The sequence below is a fragment of the Burkholderia multivorans ATCC BAA-247 genome (assembly GCF_000959525.1).
Classification (GTDB): domain Bacteria; phylum Pseudomonadota; class Gammaproteobacteria; order Burkholderiales; family Burkholderiaceae; genus Burkholderia; species Burkholderia multivorans.
Map to the genome: position 1 here is coordinate 161,298 of NZ_CP009831.1, position 18,155 is coordinate 179,452.

Annotated in this window: 8 protein-coding genes; 1 reads left to right on the plus strand and 7 read right to left on the minus strand. The window is 64.5% G+C overall.

Annotated features, from left to right (window positions below):
• Window positions 1–37: 37 nt before the first annotated feature.
• From NP80_RS03085 to NP80_RS03100, 4 genes are all read right to left on the minus strand, one after another.
• Window positions 38–967, minus strand: coding sequence for a Gfo/Idh/MocA family protein (locus NP80_RS03085; RefSeq protein ID WP_006404693.1), 930 nt, complete (start codon window positions 965–967; stop codon window positions 38–40).
• A 22-nt stretch (window positions 968–989) separates the two neighbouring features.
• Window positions 990–1,919 (minus strand): dihydrodipicolinate synthase family protein, encoded by a 930-nt coding sequence (locus NP80_RS03090; RefSeq protein ID WP_006411020.1) that lies wholly within the window; start codon window positions 1,917–1,919, stop codon window positions 990–992.
• Window positions 1,920–1,950: 31 nt separating this feature from the next.
• Window positions 1,951–3,327 (minus strand): MFS transporter, encoded by a 1,377-nt coding sequence (locus NP80_RS03095; protein WP_006411025.1) that lies wholly within the window; start codon window positions 3,325–3,327, stop codon window positions 1,951–1,953.
• A gap of 87 nt (window positions 3,328–3,414) precedes the next feature.
• Window positions 3,415–5,166 carry an IlvD/Edd family dehydratase gene (locus tag NP80_RS03100; RefSeq protein ID WP_006404689.1) on the minus strand — a complete coding sequence of 584 codons (1,752 nt, stop codon included), beginning with the start codon at window positions 5,164–5,166 and terminating at the stop codon, window positions 3,415–3,417.
• A gap of 114 nt (window positions 5,167–5,280) precedes the next feature.
• On the opposite strand from NP80_RS03100, the gene NP80_RS03105 reads away from it, so the two are divergent.
• Window positions 5,281–6,231, plus strand: coding sequence for a LysR substrate-binding domain-containing protein (locus NP80_RS03105; protein ID WP_006404688.1), 951 nt, complete (start codon window positions 5,281–5,283; stop codon window positions 6,229–6,231).
• A 38-nt stretch (window positions 6,232–6,269) separates the two neighbouring features.
• Here NP80_RS03105 and NP80_RS03110 read toward each other — a convergent pair whose 3' ends face one another.
• From NP80_RS03110 to NP80_RS03115, 3 genes are all read right to left on the minus strand, one after another.
• A complete protein-coding gene (locus NP80_RS03110) occupies window positions 6,270–8,009 on the minus strand; it encodes a ShlB/FhaC/HecB family hemolysin secretion/activation protein (protein ID WP_006408510.1) in 1,740 nt (579 codons plus the stop codon).
• 150 nt (window positions 8,010–8,159) lie between these two features.
• Window positions 8,160–8,423 carry a hypothetical protein gene (locus tag NP80_RS30625; RefSeq protein WP_139094072.1) on the minus strand — a complete coding sequence of 88 codons (264 nt, stop codon included), beginning with the start codon at window positions 8,421–8,423 and terminating at the stop codon, window positions 8,160–8,162.
• 433 nt (window positions 8,424–8,856) lie between these two features.
• The gene (locus tag NP80_RS03115) at window positions 8,857–18,039 is read right to left on the minus strand and encodes a hemagglutinin repeat-containing protein (protein WP_152034328.1); all 9,183 of its coding nucleotides are present in this window, start codon (window positions 18,037–18,039) and stop codon (window positions 8,857–8,859) included.
• Between the last annotated feature and the right edge of the window lie 116 nt (window positions 18,040–18,155).

The following is an 18,155-nucleotide window of genomic DNA, read 5'->3' on the forward strand; positions in this document are numbered from 1 at the left end:
GTGGTTCTCGAACATGATGCGCGTGCGGCCGCCGCGCTCAGCGGCCGAACGCTTCGGTGTCGACGCGGCGGCCGAACAGGAACGCGTCGGCGACGAGCCGCAGCGGCCGCACGTCGACGTCGCTTTCGCGGCGCGCGATCAGCGCATGAAACTGCGCATAGAGCGCCGGATACTCGCGCGCCGGCCCGACTTCGACCGGCTCGCCCGCGATCGACAGCTTCGCGCCGCCCGCACTGATCGCGAGCACGCCGTCGGCCGTGTCGACCGCAATCTCCCATTGCTCGACCGGGCCGTGGCGCCAGTCGAATTCCGCATGCACGGGCACGCCCTCGGTATCCGCGCATTCGAGCTCGGCCGCGATCGGCGTCTGCGTGTCGCTCGGCACGACGAGCGTCGCCTCGCGCAGCACGAGCTCGCGCGGCAGAATCCGCGTGACGATCGACAGCGCGTTGATGCCCGGATCGAACACGCCGAGACCGCCCGGCTCCCAGATCCATTGCTGCCCCGGATGCCAGCGTCGCACGTCCTCCTTCCAGCGCACCTGCACCGCGCGGATCTCGCGCGTCGCGAGCCATGCGCGCGCCGGTTCGACCGCGCTCGCACAGCGCGAATGCCAGGTTGCGAACAGCGTGAGGCCGCGCGACTGCGCGAGCGCCTCGAGCGCGGCCACTTCGCCGAGCGTCGCGCCCGGCGGCTTCTCGAGCATCACGTGCTTGCCGGCGTTCAGCGCCGCGCGCGCCTGCGCGTAGCGCACCTGCGGCGGCGCGCACAGCGACACGGCGGCGAGCTCGGGTTCGCCGGCCAGCAGCGCGCCCAGATCCGGATAGTTCCGCACGCCGGTGACTTCCGCATGACGGCTCGCGCATGCGGTCAACGCGAAACCGGGCTCGGCGGCAATCGCCGGCAAATGCTGGTCGCGGGCAATCTTGCCGATCCCGACGACACCCAGCGAAACGACTTGGCTCATCGTGCGCTCCTTGGTTCGTTGCTCAGCGTGCCCAGCGCAGCACGAGCGGATCGAGACGGCGCGCGATCGCGATCAGCTCCGCGCGCGTGTCCGGATGCAGCGCCGGCATCGGATGCCGCGGCGCCTCGCACGCGATCACGCCGCCTTCGCGCATCAGCGCCTTCGCGGTCAGGATCCCGGACTGCCGGTTCTCGTGGTTGATCAGCGGCAGCCACGTCTGGTAGCGCGCGAACGCGTCGTCGTGGCGCCCTTCGCGATGCGCTTCGAGGATCGGGCGGATGCCGTCCGGATACGCACCGCCCGTCATCGCGCCGGTCGCGCCGGCGTGCAGGTCGGCGAGCAGCGTGATCGCTTCCTCGCCGTCCCACGGCCCTTCGATCGCGTCGCCGCCGAGCCGGATCAGCTCGCGCAGCTTGTTCGCGGCGCCCGGCGTCTCGATCTTGAAGTACGCGACGTGCTCGATCTCGCGCGCCAGCTGCGCGAGAAACGGCGCGGACAGCACCGTGCCGCTCGCGGGCGCGTCCTGGATCATGATCGGAATCGACAAGGCGTCCGACAGGCGCGCGTAGAACGCGTGGATCTGCGCTTCGGGCACGCGGAACGTCGCGCCGTGATACGGCGGCATCACCATCACCATCGCCGCGCCGAGCTGCTGGGCGCGCACGCTGCGCGCGATGCAGGTCTGCGTGCTGTAGTGCGACGTCGTGACGATCACCGGCACGCGGCCGGCGACGTGCTCGAGGATCGTGCGCGTCAGCACGTCGCGTTCGTCGTCGGCGAGCGCGAACTGCTCGGAGAAGTTCGCGAGAATGCAGAGCCCGTCCGAGCCCGCGTCGATCATGAAGTCGACCGCGCGCTTCTGGCTCGCGAGGTCGAGCTCGCCGGTCTCGGTGAAGGTCGTCGGAACGACCGGGAAAATGCCGCGGTAACGCGGCGTACGGCTCGATGTCATGGTTCGGATCCTGCGTCAGTCGAAACGGCTGTCAGCCGGAAAGCGGCCGCGATTCGCGCGCGAGCGCGTCGCCCGCGCGCTGCGGCGCACGCAGCGCCGCGCGCACCGCGAACGTGATCAGCACGGCGAACAGTAGCGTCGCCGCGAGAAAGTACAGGCCGGCAGCAAGACTGCCGGTCGCCTGCTTGATCAGGCCGATCCCGTACGGCCCGACGTAGCCGCCGAGATTCGCGAGCGAGTTGATCGCCGCGATGCCGACCGCCGCGCTCGTGCCCGTCAGGAATTCGCCGGGCAGCGCCCACACGACGGCCTGGATCGAATAGAGCGAAAACGCGGTCAGGCAGATGAACAGGAACTGCAGCGCGGGCTGCTGCACCCACGCGCTGGCCGCCATCGTCAGCGCCGCCGCGGCCGACACGACGACGATGTGCGCATAGCGCTCGCGCGTCCGATCGGAATGGCGCGGCACGACGAGCAGCCCGACCACGGCGAACAGGTACGGGACCGCCGACAGCAGCCCGGTCGCCGCATCGCCGGTGCCGAACGCCTTGATGATCGTCGGCAGCCACAGCGACAGCCCGTAGATGCAGAGCGGGAACGGCAGGAACAGCGCGGCGAGCAGCAGCACGCGCCGGTCGCGCAGCGCCGCGAGCGGATTGCGATGCGCGTCGGGCCGGTAGGTGTCGCGGTCGGCCGCGAGCTCGCGCGCGATCCAGCGGCGCTGCGCGTCGTCGAGCCAGCGCGCGCGCTCCGGCGATTCGGGCAGCACGCGCAGCGTCGGCCACACGAGCAGCACGGCCGGCAGCCCGCTCGCGACGAACAGCGTCTGCCAGTTCGACATGCCGAACAGGCCGTGCGTCGACAGCAGCCAGCCGGCGAGCGGGCCGGTCACGATGCCCGCGACCGGCTGCGCAAGCACGAGCAGTCCGATCACGCGCGCACGGTCGCGCATCGGAAACCACTGCGTCAGGAAATAGAGGATGCCCGGATACAGTCCGGCTTCGGCTGCGCCGAGCAGAAAGCGCAGCACGTAGAAGCTCGTGGGGCCGCGCACCAGCGCCATCGCCATCGTGATCACGCCCCACGTCGCGAGAATCCGCGCGAACCACACGCGCGCACCGAAGCGGCCCAGCGCGAGGTTGCTCGGCACTTCGCACAGGAAGTAGCCGATGAAGAACAGGCCCGCGCCGAGCCCGTATGCCGCGTCGCTCAGCCCGACGGCCGCGTTCATGTGCAGCTTCGCGAAGCCGACGACCGTGCGGTCGACATATGCGACCACGTAGATCAGCGCGAGAAACGGCACGAGCCTGCGCGTGAGCAGTCCCATCAGTTGCCGTTCGTCGACGGCTGCCGCCGGGCCGGACGGGGCCGCGGCCGATGCCGCGGACGTGTGCTGCGTCGTCGTCATCCTGTCTCCATCGATGTGCATGCCGGCGTTGTCGCCGGTCTGTGTCGTTTCGCGTCGTGCCGCCTCGCGTCGCCTCGTGCCATGCGTTCAGTGCGAGTGGCTCGGCACCTCCGCACCGCGCGTGCCGACCAGGAAGTCCAGGTCGCAGCCTTCGTCGGCCTGCAGCACGTGATCGAGATACAGCCGCGCATAGCCGCCCTTGCCCGCCTGCCCGGCGACGCCCGGCGCGGCCGCCGGATCGACGTCGGAGAGCCGGCGCTGCAGTTCGTCGTCCGGAATGTCGAGATGCAGCGTGCCGGCCTCGCAATCCAGTTCGATCCAGTCGCCGTTGCGCACCGCCGCGAGCGGGCCGCCCGCGGCCGCCTCCGGCGCGACGTGCAGCACGACCGTACCGTATGCGGTACCGCTCATCCGCGCGTCGGAGATCCGCACCATGTCCTTCACGCCCTGCCGCAGCAGCTTCGGCGGCAGGCCCATGTTGCCGACCTCGGCCATCCCCGGATAACCGCGCGGCCCGCAGTTCTTCAGCACGAGCACCGAGTTCGCGTCGACGTCGAGCGCTTCGTCGTTGATCGTCGCCTTGTAGTGATCGAAGTTCTCGAACACGACCGCGCGGCCGCGATGCTTGAGCAGCTCGGGGCTCGCCGCGGACGGCTTCAGCACCGCGCCGCGCGGCGCCAGATTGCCGCGCAGGATGCGGATCCCGCCGTCCGCGATCAGCGGACGGTCGAGCGGGCGGATTACTTCGTCGTCGTAGTTCGGCGCGTCGCGCACGTTGTCCCAGAGCGTCTTGCCGTTGACCGTCAGCGCATCCGGATGCGGCAGCAGGCCGCCTTCGCCGAGCCGGCGCAGCACGGCCGGCAGGCCGCCCGCGTAATAGAACTCCTCCATCAGGAAGCGTCCGGACGGCATCAGATCGACGATCGTCGGCGTGTCGCGGCCGATGCGCATCCAGTCCTCCAGTTCGAGCGGCACGCCGATGCGGCCGGCGATCGCCTTCAGATGGATCACCGCGTTCGTCGACCCGCCGATCGCCGCGTTCACGCGGATCGCGTTCTCGAACGCCGCACGCGTGAGCACCTTCGACAGCACGAGCCCTTCGAGCGCCATCTCGACGATGCGGATGCCCGACATGTGCGCGAGCACGTAGCGGCGCGAATCGACGGCCGGGATCGCCGCGTTGTGCGGCAGTGCGACGCCGAGCGCTTCGGCCATGCACGCCATCGTCGACGCGGTCCCCATCGTGTTGCAGGTGCCGGCCGAGCGCGACATCCCGGCTTCGGCCGACAGGAAATGATGCAGATCGATCTCGCCGGCCTTCAGCGCTTCGTGCAGCTGCCACACCGCCGTGCCGGAGCCGATGTTCTTGCCTTCCAGCTTGCCGTTCAGCATCGGGCCGCCCGATACGACGATCGCCGGCACGTCGCAGCTCGCGGCGCCCATCAGCAGCGCGGGCGTCGTCTTGTCGCAGCCGGCGAGCAGCACGACCGCGTCGATCGGGTTGCCGCGGATCGCCTCTTCGACGTCCATCGATGCAAGATTGCGCGTGAGCATCGCGGACGGACGCAGGTTCGATTCGCCGTTCGAGAACACCGGGAACTCGACCGGGAACCCGCCCGCCTCGAAAATCCCGCGCTTCACATGCTCGGCGAGCTTGCGAAAATGCGCGTTGCACGGCGTCAGTTCGGACCACGTATTGCAGATGCCGATGATCGGCCGGCCGTCGAATTCGTGATCGGGAATGCCCTGATTCTTCATCCAGCTCCGGTACATGAAGCCGTTCTTGTCGTTGGTGCCGAACCATTGAGCGGAGCGCAGCCTGGGTTTCGTTGCCGACATCGTCAATCCTGTGGAGGCGAGATACCGGCGCAGTCTAGGGAGAATTTTGATAACCTACCAATGACGTTTTCGCCGTTTCCCATATCGAATCAGACATTGATATAAACCCGTACGATGCCCGACGCCAGTCCGTGGGGAAACCGTTCCCGCCTGAAGACCCGCCAGTTGCTGCTCGTCGTCGCGCTTGCCGACGAGGGCAGCATTCACCGCGCGGCCGCCGCGCTGAACATGACGCAGCCCGCTGCGTCGAAGCTGCTGCGCGAGCTGGAGGAGTCGATCGGCGCGGTGCTGTTCGAGCGGCTGCCGCGCGGAATGCGGCCGACGCTGTACGGCGACGCGCTGATCCGCCACGCGCGCGCCGCGCTCGGCAGCCTCGATCAGGCGAGGGAGGAGCTGGCCGCGCTGAAGTCCGGGCATCTCGGTCACGTTGCGGTGGGCGCGATCACGTCGCCGGGGCTGCGGATCGTGCCGGCCGCCGTCGCCGACGTGAAGGCGTCGCACGCGAACATCCGCATCTCCGTCGAAATCGACACGAGCCTCGCGCTGCTCGAACATCTCGCACAGGAAAAGCTCGACATCGTGCTCGGCCGGCTGTCCGCCGAGCACGACAAGCTGCATCTGCGCTACGAGCCGTTGACCGGCGAGCCGGTTGCGGCCGTCGTCCGCACGGGCCATCCGCTGCTCGCCGATGCGCCGCTCGCGCTCGCCGACGTGCAGCGCGCCGCGTGGATCGTCCCGCCGGCCGGCAGCGTGCTGCGCCATCGCTTCGAACTCGTGTTCCAGCGCGCGAGCCTCGCGCCGCCGGCGAACGTCGTCGAGACGGCCGCGCTGCTGTTCATCACGCAGCTGCTCGAACAGAGCGACATGATTGCGGTCGTTGCCGAGGACGTGGCGCACTACTACGCGCGCCACGGAATCGTCAGCGTGCTGCCGCTGGAGATGGATTGCCGGATGGACGACTTCGGGATCATCACGCGCACGGATCGGCTGCCGTCGCCGGCGGTGGAGGTGATGACCGATGCGATTCGGGCGGCGGCAAGGACGGTTTACGGAGTGGGGGTGTAGGAAGGCTGCCGGCGCATCCTGGTGCGCCGGCACTCTCGTCAAAACTGTGCCGAGGCCTGGAAAGCGATCGTCACGCGCGCCGTCGGGAAACCGGACGGCTTGTAGAGCGGCGTGCCGGCAAACAGGTCGTAGCCGTAGGCGCCGAAACGCGTGGCGACGCTGCCCTTCATGCCGATCACCGCGCCTGCCAGTTGTGTGCCGACCAGCACGACCGGCTGCGGGCCCCACACTCGGCCATAGTCGAGCCCCCCGTAGATCGCCATTCCCGTCTGCCCGATCGGTGCCTGAAGCTCGTTGCGCCAGTAGAAACCGCGAGAAGCCGCCAGCATCGTCTCGCCGTCGAAGCCGCGTACCGTGTAACGGCTGCCGATCGTCAGGTCGTCGATGTAGTAGAGCGTGTTGCCGGTGTACTGGCCGTGGAATGTCGTGACGTAGCGAAGCGGCTGCTGCGCGATCGCGAACGGCACCGACAGGTTCGCATCGAGCACGGCCATCTTGTAGCGGTAGGTCGGGCCGCCATCGGCTGCCAGCATGTCGTCCTGCGCGCCGAATGCGCCGATGCCCTGCCGGTACGCGAGCGTGCCGTCGAACTGCGCGTTGCCGAAGTAGTGGCGATCGGTCAGGCCGAACTCCACGAACGTGTTGTTGCGGCGCTGTTGCGGGATCTCGGTGTCTTCGATGAAGCTTTGCCCGAAGCGGCGCGACAGCCGGAACTGTGCACCGAACACGTCGTTCTGGCTACGCGACAGCACGCGGTTCAGCTTGAAGTCGACCGTCTTCGAATTGCCGCTCGCGATGAACGTCTGGTTCACGCCGGCGATCTGCTGGTAGTACGTGTTCGTGTAGGCCGAAAGCGTCGCCGTCCAGTAGCCCCACGGGATCGAGTAGAAGCCGTTCCAGCCGTGCGAGCCGAGGCGCTTGTCGCCTAGTTCGAGATCCTGACTCACGCCGACGTTGAAGATGTCGTTCAAGCCGAGCGGGTTGTCGATGCCGAGCGACAGGTTGCCCTGCAGCTTGCCGGTCGCGCGTGTGCCGGAGTTGTCTACGGATGCAACGACCGACCACGGCTTGCCGCGCTTCACGTCGAGCACGACGTCGCTTTCGCCGGGCACGTCGGCCGGAATGATCTGCATCGACACGTCCTGGCTAGATACGCGCTTCATTTGTTCGAGGCCTTGTTCGAGATCGCGCAGGTTCAGCAGGTCGCCGTCGCGGGTCGGAAAGGCGGTTTTCCAGGTGCCGCGGAGCTTGTCGTCGGCGAAGCGCACGTGGCGGACCACGCCGGGAATCAAAGAAAACTTGAGGGTGCCGGTCGACAGATCCTGTTCGGGCAGCAGCACGCGCGTCGTGACGTATCCGCGCGCCAGGATCGCTTGCGACAAGCCCTTGACTAGCATGTCGAGCCCCTGTTTGCCGATGCACTGGCCAGTGTAGTGCTCGAGCCATTCGCGCGCGAAGGCGAAGCGGTCCATCGGCAATGTCGACGCGCCTTGCGATTTCAGGGAAGCAGGCAGCGCATCGGGTACGTCGAGGGCGAAACGGTCAATGCGAAAGCACGGTGTTTCGGACGGCAGCGCTGGATACCCTGAGCTGGCCGTCACGTTCGATCGTACCCCGGGCGCGGAGACGGCTCGCTCGCGCTCACGTGCCTCTTCTTGCTGTCGGGATTGCTGGTCGTTGCCCGGAACGGTCAGGCGCGGCGCTTCCTGCGCTGACACACTGGTCGCGATAAACAGCAGTGCTGCCGCAGCAGAATTCCCCCGGCGAATAGTTTTCATATGTTTTTCTAGATATGCGATCGTGTACTAGGGCTGAAACGTACCTGCTATCAACGCATCACTTCCAATCGATTTGCGTGCAATCTTCATCCCGGCCCGACCCGATTGATATACACAACAACATCGCGCAAATGCCGATTGAATAGGATTTCACAACGGCATCACGAACCATTTTTTCGCACAAAAGCCACCGTTGCGAAAACGCAAAAAAACAAGCCCCAACAGAACACCATTCACTAAAACGAATCTCGTATCGTTGCTCGCCCACAAGAAACCGCCACCATAAAAATAGGCCACAAAAATCATTACGAATGCCTTTATGGAGACAAAGCACAGAAACGACAGCAAGAAAGCAGCCAAATATAAAGCAATCAATCTAAGTATTTCTTCATTTCCCAATCCGAGATTTGGCATCGTTTATCGCTTTCGTGCCGCTTTCAGCACTGGCAACACCGCCGACAGGAGCGAGATTGTAGGGATAAAAATCTCAGCTACTAATCGACCATACTCAAGTCGAAGGCGCGAAGTTTGCATAAACACGGAGCCCGGTATGCGCCGGGACCGCCGTTTTAGCTTTTACTCTCAGACTTGAACCACGGGCCGAATTTCGATGGATCATCGCTCAACATCCCGGCCTTACGCAACGGCTTCGGAAAAAATCGAATGTGTAAAACGAGAAAAACAATAAAGAATGGAAGGCCTATAGAAAATGCAGAGACGCCATCGCTCAGCCCCATCAGTTTCCGACAAATACCAATCAAAACGACCGTATAGCATCCTGTACTAAAAATCGAAACCAAGCAAACCATGAGCCATATTTGAGCTGTCGCATAGAGCCGCCGCCAATTCATTTCTGCTCTCCTGCGCGGTGAACATCATTGATGACCGTTGCTCCCTTCGAACCAACACCAAACAGCAAAATGCCCTGCGTCGTGCCGTATGGTGCCGCTTGGTTAATGAATGGAATCAAGGTATTGTTATTGATACGCGGTACGGTCACATCAAACATGGATCCCGGACGATTCAGACCATCAGCATTACCCATCTTGAGCGGGACTGGCGCTTTCAGCGCCGCAATCGCAGCTACCAAATTCAACCCGTCATATACAACATTCCCCCAACCAGCGGGCAATGCCTCATTAAACCCATACCGCGCAGGATTCACACCAGGTGAACTAGTTCCGTTGTAACGGTTGTAAAGACCATCCGCACCTTCTGCCATATCACCCAATCCAAAAACGATTATTCCTCCACCGCCGAGAGTACAACCGAGACCGCTTGCACAAAGTCCCGCGCCCGTCTTTACCGTCAGACCACCAACAACGACCTTAGCGGTATCCTTCGCGACTCCAACCGGATCGTTCCTCAACGCATCGCCAACCTTCTGCATCGGTGTGTAATCGAACAAACCCGCTTCCTTTTGCCGATTTACCCAATCCAGCTCCGGACCCAGCGAAGCCACCTCAACTTCACTCACGAAGTTCTTGTTCCGCTCCGCGCTCCCTTCCGGGTATTCTGCCCAACACTTCACCGCATAGCACGCTGCGCGCGTCAGCTTCTCTTGCTCCGCCTTGTCCTTCCCGGCCTTCTCGGCAATTGCTTTCTTTTCATTGTCGTGCAACTGTCGATTGAACCGATCAACGTTATATCCCGAGAACGCCCCCGATTCACCACCCACGACGCCGCCGGCCCCCGTCGCAAGCGCGTTCGCCACAATGTTGCCCAGCGCCTGATTTATGTTGGCGTTGCCGGTCGGATCGCTGCCTGCGATCGCGCTGCTCAGTTCGTTCAGCTTGCCCGACGCGATCGATGCAATCGCCGCGCCAGCTGCGCCACCGACCGCGTTGCCGCCCGCCAACCCCGTTACCAGCGCCGCACCCGCACCTTGCATCAGCGCACGGTTCGCTCCGCCTTCCTTCCATGCGTCCACACCGGCCTGGTCGCCATTGGCTGCAGCATCTTTCATCATCTTGTCCGCGTAGTCCCCGATTCGGCGCGATACCGCTTCGCCAGCCGCGCTGGCCGCCGCCATCATGTCCGACTGGTTGGCCAGCAGGTTCTGCATGTCCGGAAGTTTGGCGACCGTCCCGTTCGTGTTCGTCGTATCGCGATTCAAGCTGGCCACATCCTGCTTCTGGTTTGCCGAATCCGTGATCGTCACCGTCCCCGCACTCACGCCGCTCTTCGTCGTCGCGCTATCGCTGCCGCTGTCATTCTGGCCAAGCATGGGCGCGGCGCCCCCCGCATTCTTGCCCGACGTGCTGCCGTGCGTGCTGTAGTTCATCCCGCCGTCGCCGGTCGTCGCACCCGCACTGAAGCCGCTCGAGCGCGCATCGTAATGTGACTGGTTCTGAACGTCCGAGAAGGACAGCGAGCCTGTCGTCAGCGAATTCTTCGACGCAGCCGCGTCGCTCGCGATCAGCCCGCCCTTCAGGTCGGTATTGCGGGTGACGTTGATATTGAAGCCGCCATCGCCCGCATGAATTCCGGCTTGCTCGTTGACGCCCGCATAACTGCCCGACGCATTACCCTTGCTCTGGCTGAAGCTCGCGCTGGCGCCACCTTGGCTGATGCTGAAGCCGCCACCCGAACTCGACTGATGCACCGCGCTCGTCAGCGTGTCCTGCACGCTGACGATGTTCAGATTCCCGCCCACGTCGGCGTTCACCTGATTACCCTTCACGTTCGAGCCGATGATGTTCGTATCGCCGCCGGAGATGATCGTCACATTGTTTGCGGCGGTTACATGGCTGTTGTTCTGCATGGCCAGATCGCTGTTGCCGTCGCCGTTCGCCTTCGACATCGCCGCGGAAACACCGAACCCGCCGGTCCCGACCGATACGCCCACGCTCGCGCTCTTCGATTCATTCGTACTACGCGTCGAGTCGGTGTCTGTCGTGTTGACGACATTGACCTGATTCTTCGCGGCCAGGATCACATCGTTCGCGTTCACGTTCGAGCCGGCGATCGTCACATTGCCGCTGCCAGCCTGACCGTTGCCGGTTGCCGCAAACGCCACCGTCCCGCCTGCATTCACATTCGAGCCGCGATTCGTCACGCTGTCCTCGGAGAACGCGCTCTTGCTGTGACTGCTGCCGACGCTGATTTCGACCTTGAACTGGGGCGTTTCACCCGCTCCCAACGCCCGGACCACATCGCCCGCAGCCACGTTCGCATCCCACGCGGCGCTCGCCGCGGCCATCCCGTGCAGCGCCGCTGCCCGGCCATCCTGGCTATTGCCGGACGCACGCGATTGACCAACGGCGTTCGACACCGCGTCGATCACCGGTGCCTTCAGTGCCAGCGTCAGGCCGCTCTTCGAGACCTCCTGCGTCTCGCCGCGGCGGTTCGTGTCCTGCGCGGAGTCGATCGTCACGTTCGCGCCTGTGCCACTGAGATTCTTCGCTGCTATCAGGTCGCTGCCGGTCAGGTGCAAATCGTTGCCAGCCGTGATGCTCAGGTTGCCCTTCAGCGAACCGATTGTGCTGCCGTTGTTCGACACCTCGGTCGTCTGGCTGGCAGTCTTCAGCGAACTGCTGCCCACTGACACCGCCAGTCCCCCGCCCGACATCAGCCCGGATTCCTTCTTGTTGTAGTAGCTCGACGACTGCAAGGTGTCCTGCGACGTCGTCACGGTCACGTTGCGCGCGGCCGTGAGCGTTACATCATTCGTTCCGACGATGGTGCTGCCCTGAACATTGACGTCCTTTCCACTGACGATGTTCACGCCGTCCGCCGACACCAGACTGCCGCGATTGAGCGTCATCGTCTGATCGACCCCGCTCGCCACCTTCACGCCGCTCACCACATTGCTATGGCTGTGCGTTTCGTGCGAGTTGAATTCATGCGTTTCGGTTACCGCGCCGACATTCACATCGCCTGCCGCCAGCAGGTTCGCGTTGCCCTTGTCGAGGCTGATCGCGCTGCCGGACAGCGTGATGTCCTTGCCCGATACGATATTCACCGTGTCGCCGCCCTTGAGCGTCGTGCCTGTGAGCGTCTGATCCGACGTGTGCAGCCTATCCGCGTAGCTACCGTGACTGTCGCTACCCGAGCTGTTGCTGTTTACCGTCGACGTCGTGCTCGCCGCGCCGAGCGTCACGTTGCCCTTGGCAGCGAGCGTGCCACCCTGCCCGAGGTCGATCTGCGCGCCCTTGGCCGTCAGATCGCCGCTCACAACGACGTTCGACTGCCCGCCGACCGTCACAGAGCTTCCGGTGACCTTGTTGATATCGGTATTCGACACGCCGTTCGCCCGCTGCACGATCTTGTGCTCGCCGGTCTGCACCGCACCGAGATCCCAGTTGCCGCCGACGTTCATGCCGAGATTGCCGCCGACCGACAGGTTGCCTGCGTTCTGCTGGAAGTTGCCGCCCGTGACGATCGATGCGTCGCCCGTGACATTGAGCTTCGCCGTCGGCCCGAGCGTCGTCACTACGCTCGTCGCACCGTCACGGCTCACGCGTGTGTTCGTCTTCGTCGCCGTATCGAGAATCAGGTCCTTGCCGGCGTCGAGCTGCAGACTACCGGCCTTCACGTTCGCCGACGTCAGGTCGATATTGTTCTCCGTCTTCAGCGACATCAGCCCGCCGCTTTGCAGCGCGCCGAACGCGTTGTCGATCTGCTTGCCCTGGATGGCCAGCGTGTTGTCCGCCTTGATCGTGCCGCTGTTCGTGAACGACTGCGCGTTCTTGAGATCGATATTCGTCGCGCTGATCAGCGGGCCGTTCACATTCTGCCGGTTCGCCTGCGCGAGATACACGACCGGCACGAGCACCGACTGGCCATCCACCACGCGGGTTTCCATCATGATCACGTTGCCGGTCAGCTTCGACACCTGCTCGGCCGACAGGCTTGCGCCCATCGGCAGATCGAGCGACTTCGACAGATCCGCGCCGGCCGTCATCAATGATTGGTACATCGTCTGCAGGTCGGCGTACGGCCCCAACACGGCCTTGCCGGTCAGCGCCGTCACCTGATTGCGCACCAACTGCTGTTCATAGAAACCGTCGCCGAGCCGCTTCGGAATATGCGTGAGATCGACGCCGAGCTGGCCGAAGAAGTAGTCGCTCGAAATGAAGTTCTTCTGGTTCGTGAATGCCGGGTTCGTCTCGATCACGTAGTTCGCATTCGGCGCAGTGGTCGGCTTGAACAGCCCGCCTTGCGGAATCGCCAGATTGTTCAGCACGTTCAGCGCCGTCGTGCTGGCGATGATCGGATCGACCGGCGCCGGCGGACCGCCGTGCACCGACGATGCATCCGACTTCACTCCGCTCGCGTTACCGCTCAGGTTGGTCGGCATGAGCCCCGGCACCGACTGTCCCGGCAGCAAGCCAAGCGGTGGAATCGATGCGCTACCGGCCGTGTTGCTGACGCTGACACCCGTACCCGAAATCGTGCCGTTCGAACTCATCGTCGAGAAGTAACCGGGCAGCGTGTAATCCTTGATCGATGCCGGTGCCGCCTGCGTATAGCCGCCCGGGCGGCTGCCGACGAACGGCGCGTTGCCGAACGGCAACCGCCAGTCGTGTTCGGTGTTGTCGTAGTTGTTGTAGTGATACTGGCCCGAGTAGGAGACCGTCACGCCCGGCAGCTTCTGCCCCGACGCCGCCCAGCCGTCCGCGTCGTAGTGCCCCGGCATCTCGATGTCGCCCACGGCCGCGATGTTGCTCCAGTAGTTTTGCAGCGTACCGACCGGCGATGCATCGATCTTGCCACCCGACACGATCTGGGCGGCCGGGCTGATGTCCGTTACCGTCGTTGCCGTCGCGCTGTCCGCGTAGTAGGTCGTCTTCTGATAGCTGCTGTTCCACTGCCCGCTATGCGGCGGGTCGGTCGGCACCCCACCCACGAAATCGAGGAAAAGGTCGCGCACTTCGGGCTTGCTCAGGTCGACCTTGCCGACGTCCCGACCCGAGCAGGCTTCCATGTGGATCGCCACGCATCCGGACATGCTGATGCCGAACTGCGCGAGCAATGCGGGATCGATCTGGCTGGTGGACGTCTTCATCACGCGGCGCGTGCTCGTCATCTTGTCCGTATGCAATTCCATGTCGCCTTCGGACTGGATCAGCGCCGAGACGTTGTTGACGAGCCCCGCGTTCGTGTAATTGCCGCTCGCGTCCTTGCCGCCTGCCAGCACGACCTTGCCCATGCCGACGACGGCGGTCGTCGCCATCGAATCGGTCGCGGTCGTGTCATCGCGGTTTTCGATGTCGTGTGCGAGGATTTCGAGCGTGCCGTTGCTGTCGGATGCACCGATCAGCGCGGTCGGGCCGAGGTTCGAGATCGCATTCGTCGCGTTGAGCGATACGCTGGCGCCGACGAGCGCGCCGGTATTGGTCAGGTTGGTCGATTGCGTGTGCAGCAGGCCGCCAGCCGTCAACGCACCGACGTTGAAGATGTTCCCAGCGTTGACGCTGAGGTTGTTGACCGACCGCAGGTTTGCGCTGTTCGTGAAGGTGCCGGGCAGCGTGAAGGCGAGGTTGTGACCGACGTTGAACTGCGTGTCGGATGCCGCCGTGTAGTCGCCCTGCAGGTTCACGTTCGCATCATGCGTTGCGCTGTACGTGCCGCCACCCTGCAGCGTCGCCGCCGCGACCGACAGATCGTGCGTCGAGCTGATCTGGCCGTTCGTATTCATGATGGCGCCGCTCATCGTCACGTTGACGTCGCCGTTTGAATTCGTGACATTGCCGATCGTGCCGTTGCTGTTGTCCAAGGTGTTGCCTTGAATATGCAGCGACGCGCCGCTGAGCTGACCACCCTGCGTGTTACTGATCAACGCTGCGCTGACCGTCACATCGCCGTTGCCGGTAATCGCACCCATGCCCGCTACGCCGCCGGCGTGGCTGTTCGCGATCCGGCTGCCGCCTCGCACCGTCATCTTGCCCGCGCCGAGGTCGACAATGGCGCCGTCCGCGTTGTCGATCGAGGCCGATTGAATGGTGAGTGTGCTGGTGTCGTCCGCAACCGATTGCCCCGCCTGGATGTGGCCGCCTCGGTTTGACAGAGCGCCGCCACTCTTCAACGACAGCGATGCATCCGATCGCAGCAAGCCCTGCGCATTGTTCACGTCGCCCGCAATCGTCGCGTCGATGCCGCGCTGCGCGGCGAGGATACCGCTCGCGTTATTCCAGGACGCCGCGTTGACGATCGCTTGCCCCTTCGTCACGATGGTGCCCGACGCGTTGTCGAGCGCGCTGGCGCCATCGCCCGGCGCAATCGTCAGCGTGCCGGTGCCGGCATGCGTAATGGTGCCGCCCGCGTTGTTCAGCTCGGCCGGCGTGAGCGTCAGGTCCGTGCTGTTGGTCTGAATCACGCCGGCAGCCGAGTTGTCGAGCGTGCCGCTGACGTTCATCCGCATCGCCGACGATCCATACTGCGTGATCGTGCCACCGTGGTTCATCAGATTCGCTGCCGTCAGCGCAAGCTGATTCGCCTCGAGCTTGCCGCCGCTGTTGTCGAGCGTTGAATCGGCGATGACCGACAGGCTCGGTGCAACGATCGAGCCGTCCCGGTTCGTCATCGAGCCTGTGTGGATCGTCGCGTTCGTACTCGCACCGATCTGGCCGCCGTCGTTCGCCAGCGTACCGCTGGTGATGCTCAGCTCCGTGTTCGACAACAGCTTGCCGTTCGCATTGTTCAGCGTGCCGCCGACGAACGCCGTCAGTCCGTTCTGCGTGTTGATCGAGCCCGACGTGTTGTTCAGCGCGCCGGTTTGCGCGACGATGCGTCCGTTGCTGGCGACCGAACCGCCCACGTTCGATACCGACCCCGCACCGCCGCCGAGCGTCAGCGTGCCGTTGCCCGAATGCGTGATCGTGCCGCCATCGTTGACGAGCGCGGCAGGCGCGAGCGTCAGATCGGTACTGTTGGTTTGCAGCGTACCGCCATTCGAGTTGTCGAGCGTGCCCGACACGTTCACGCTCATCGCGCCGGCCCCGCTCTGCGTGATCGTGCCGCCGTGGTTCACAAGATCGGTCGCGTTCAACGACATCTGGTTGGCGTGTACGGCACCCGCGCTATTCTCGAGCGTCGTGCCAGTCAGCGCGGCCGTCTGACCGACGATCGAGCCGCCGTTGTTGATGAGGCGCGCGCCCGCATCGACAGCTACCTTTTGCGCAGCCTGCAGCGTGCCGCTGCCGTTGTCGACCGACTGACCCGATACCCGCAGATTCGTGTTGGACGTGATCGCGCCGCGATTGACAACGTTTGCGCCCTGGACCGACACATCGCCGTTACCGCCGATAACGCCGCCTTGTGCGCCGTTCGCCGTCGTGCCCGCTGCGTTGAGCAATTGGCCACTCGTCGTCACCGATAGCCCGTCGCCATTGAGCGACGTGATCCGGCCCGCCGTGTTGTCCAGTGACGCACCGGCCACCGTCATGCCGGCCGCGCTTTGAATCGCGCCCTGGTTGTTTGCGATCGCACCGCCATGTATGTCCGCCGTGCTTTCGGAGATCAGTTCGCCCGACTGGTTTGCGATCTGGCCGGCCACGTTCACCGACAGCTTGCCCTGCGACGAGACCTTGCCGCCCTGGTTCGACAGATTGCCGCCAGTCAACGTCATGCCGCCGCCGCTCGACAGGCTGCCGTGATCGTTGATCACGGTGCCCGATGCGTTCGCCTGAATGGCACCCTGCGCGCTCGTCGTCGCGTTCGACAGGTTCACGTCGCCGGCCGTCGCGTTCAGCGACAGATTGCCGTTCGTCGCCGTCCGGCTGCCGGCGAGATTCACGCTGCCGCCCGTCAGCGACGCATGGCCGCCCGCCACATTCTGGCCGGTCGCGGTCAGCTGGCCCGACGCCGTCAGGTTCAGGTCGCCGCCGTGCGTGACGGAACCGTCGTTGTTCACGCCGGCGCCGAGCGTGCCGGTGGAGTTGACGCTGCCAGCGTTGACCGTTGTATTTTGCTGCGCCGCGAGCGTGCCGCTGTTCGTGAGATCGGCGGCCGTGCTCGCCGACAGCGATTGCTGCGCGTAGGTCGTGCCGCTGTTCTCGATGCCACCCGAGGCCGACAGCGCCATATTGCCGCTTGCCGTGGTGTTGCCGGTGAGGACGAGTCGGCCATTCGACTGCAGCGTCAGATCGCCTGCCTGCGCGGCGATGGCGCCGGCGTTGGCGACGCCCACACCAAACTCGTTCGACGCGAGGAATATCCGATCGGCATACATACCCCCTAGCTGGCTCACGTCGATCGCGACCGACGGAGCCGGGCCGTCGCCGGCGATCGGCGTCGCGGCGAGCGTGTCGTGATTGACGCGGGCGGCGCCTGCGATCACGTTCAGGTTCTTCGCATAGATGGCGGAATTGGCCTGGACAGCGCGGGCGATAAGGTCCACCTGATCGGTACCGGTTGCGTTCAGGCCGGCGCCCGAGACGGTCACGAGCCCGCGGTTGACGTTGTAGCCGGCGAGCGAACCATCGGCGCCGTAGTACGGCACGCCGGTCGTCAGCGTCGCGCGGCTGGTATTCAGGAAGGTTCCACCGTCCACGAAAATCCCGGACGGGTTAGCAATGACCAGCTCCGCGCGAGCGCCTGCGATCTCCAAAGCGCCGCGAATTTGTGAGGGGTTCGGACTGTTGACCTGATTGACGATGATCCGCGCGGCCTGCCCGGCGCCGTAATTCGGGTTGCCGTTGATCCAGCCCGCCTGCTGCGTCTGAACCATCGTGGCCGAGTTGTTCAGGATCGCGCCGGCCTTTTGGACGTCGAACTGGTTGTAGGTGTTGACCGATACGCCTGCACTGGAGGGACGCGCCACGTTGACCTGCGGCAGGCCGTTCGGCGTCTGGATCACCTGTGTGCTGGTACCCGGCGTCGCGACGATCTGCGCACCGGACAGAGTCGGCAGCATGCCGAATACGGCAACGCCTGCCACAACGACGCGAGCGCCGGACATCGACGACCGCCGCCGCGCGCGTGCTTCACCCGTTGCCGACTTCCCGTCGGCCGTCGCTGTCTCCGCGACGGCCACCACCATACCGCGAAGCCTGGAATACACCAGGCGATGCGTATTCTTGTTCATTCTCGCCGACGCGGCCTGCGTCCGTTCGTTGGTCACCCGGAACGGAGCTTACCGAAAACCTTTCGAATGACTGTCAATCATTACCAAGTCGTTGGCGGAAAAACACAAATTTTGAA

Excerpts from the sequence above, each read along its gene's own strand:
- NP80_RS03085 (WP_006404693.1), bottom strand. The coding sequence starts at position 967 with ATGAGCCAAGTCGTTTCGCTGGGTGTCGTCGGGATCGGCAAGATTGCC.
- NP80_RS03090 (WP_006411020.1), bottom strand. The coding sequence starts at position 1,919 with ATGACATCGAGCCGTACGCCGCGTTACCGCGGCATTTTCCCGGTCGTT.
- NP80_RS03095 (WP_006411025.1), bottom strand. The coding sequence starts at position 3,327 with ATGACGACGACGCAGCACACGTCCGCGGCATCGGCCGCGGCCCCGTCC.
- NP80_RS03100 (WP_006404689.1), bottom strand. The coding sequence starts at position 5,166 with ATGTCGGCAACGAAACCCAGGCTGCGCTCCGCTCAATGGTTCGGCACC.
- NP80_RS03105 (WP_006404688.1), top strand. The coding sequence starts at position 5,281 with ATGCCCGACGCCAGTCCGTGGGGAAACCGTTCCCGCCTGAAGACCCGC.
- NP80_RS03110 (WP_006408510.1), bottom strand. The coding sequence starts at position 8,009 with ATGAAAACTATTCGCCGGGGGAATTCTGCTGCGGCAGCACTGCTGTTT.
- NP80_RS30625 (WP_139094072.1), bottom strand. The coding sequence starts at position 8,423 with ATGCCAAATCTCGGATTGGGAAATGAAGAAATACTTAGATTGATTGCT.
- NP80_RS03115 (WP_152034328.1), bottom strand. The coding sequence starts at position 18,039 with ATGAACAAGAATACGCATCGCCTGGTGTATTCCAGGCTTCGCGGTATG.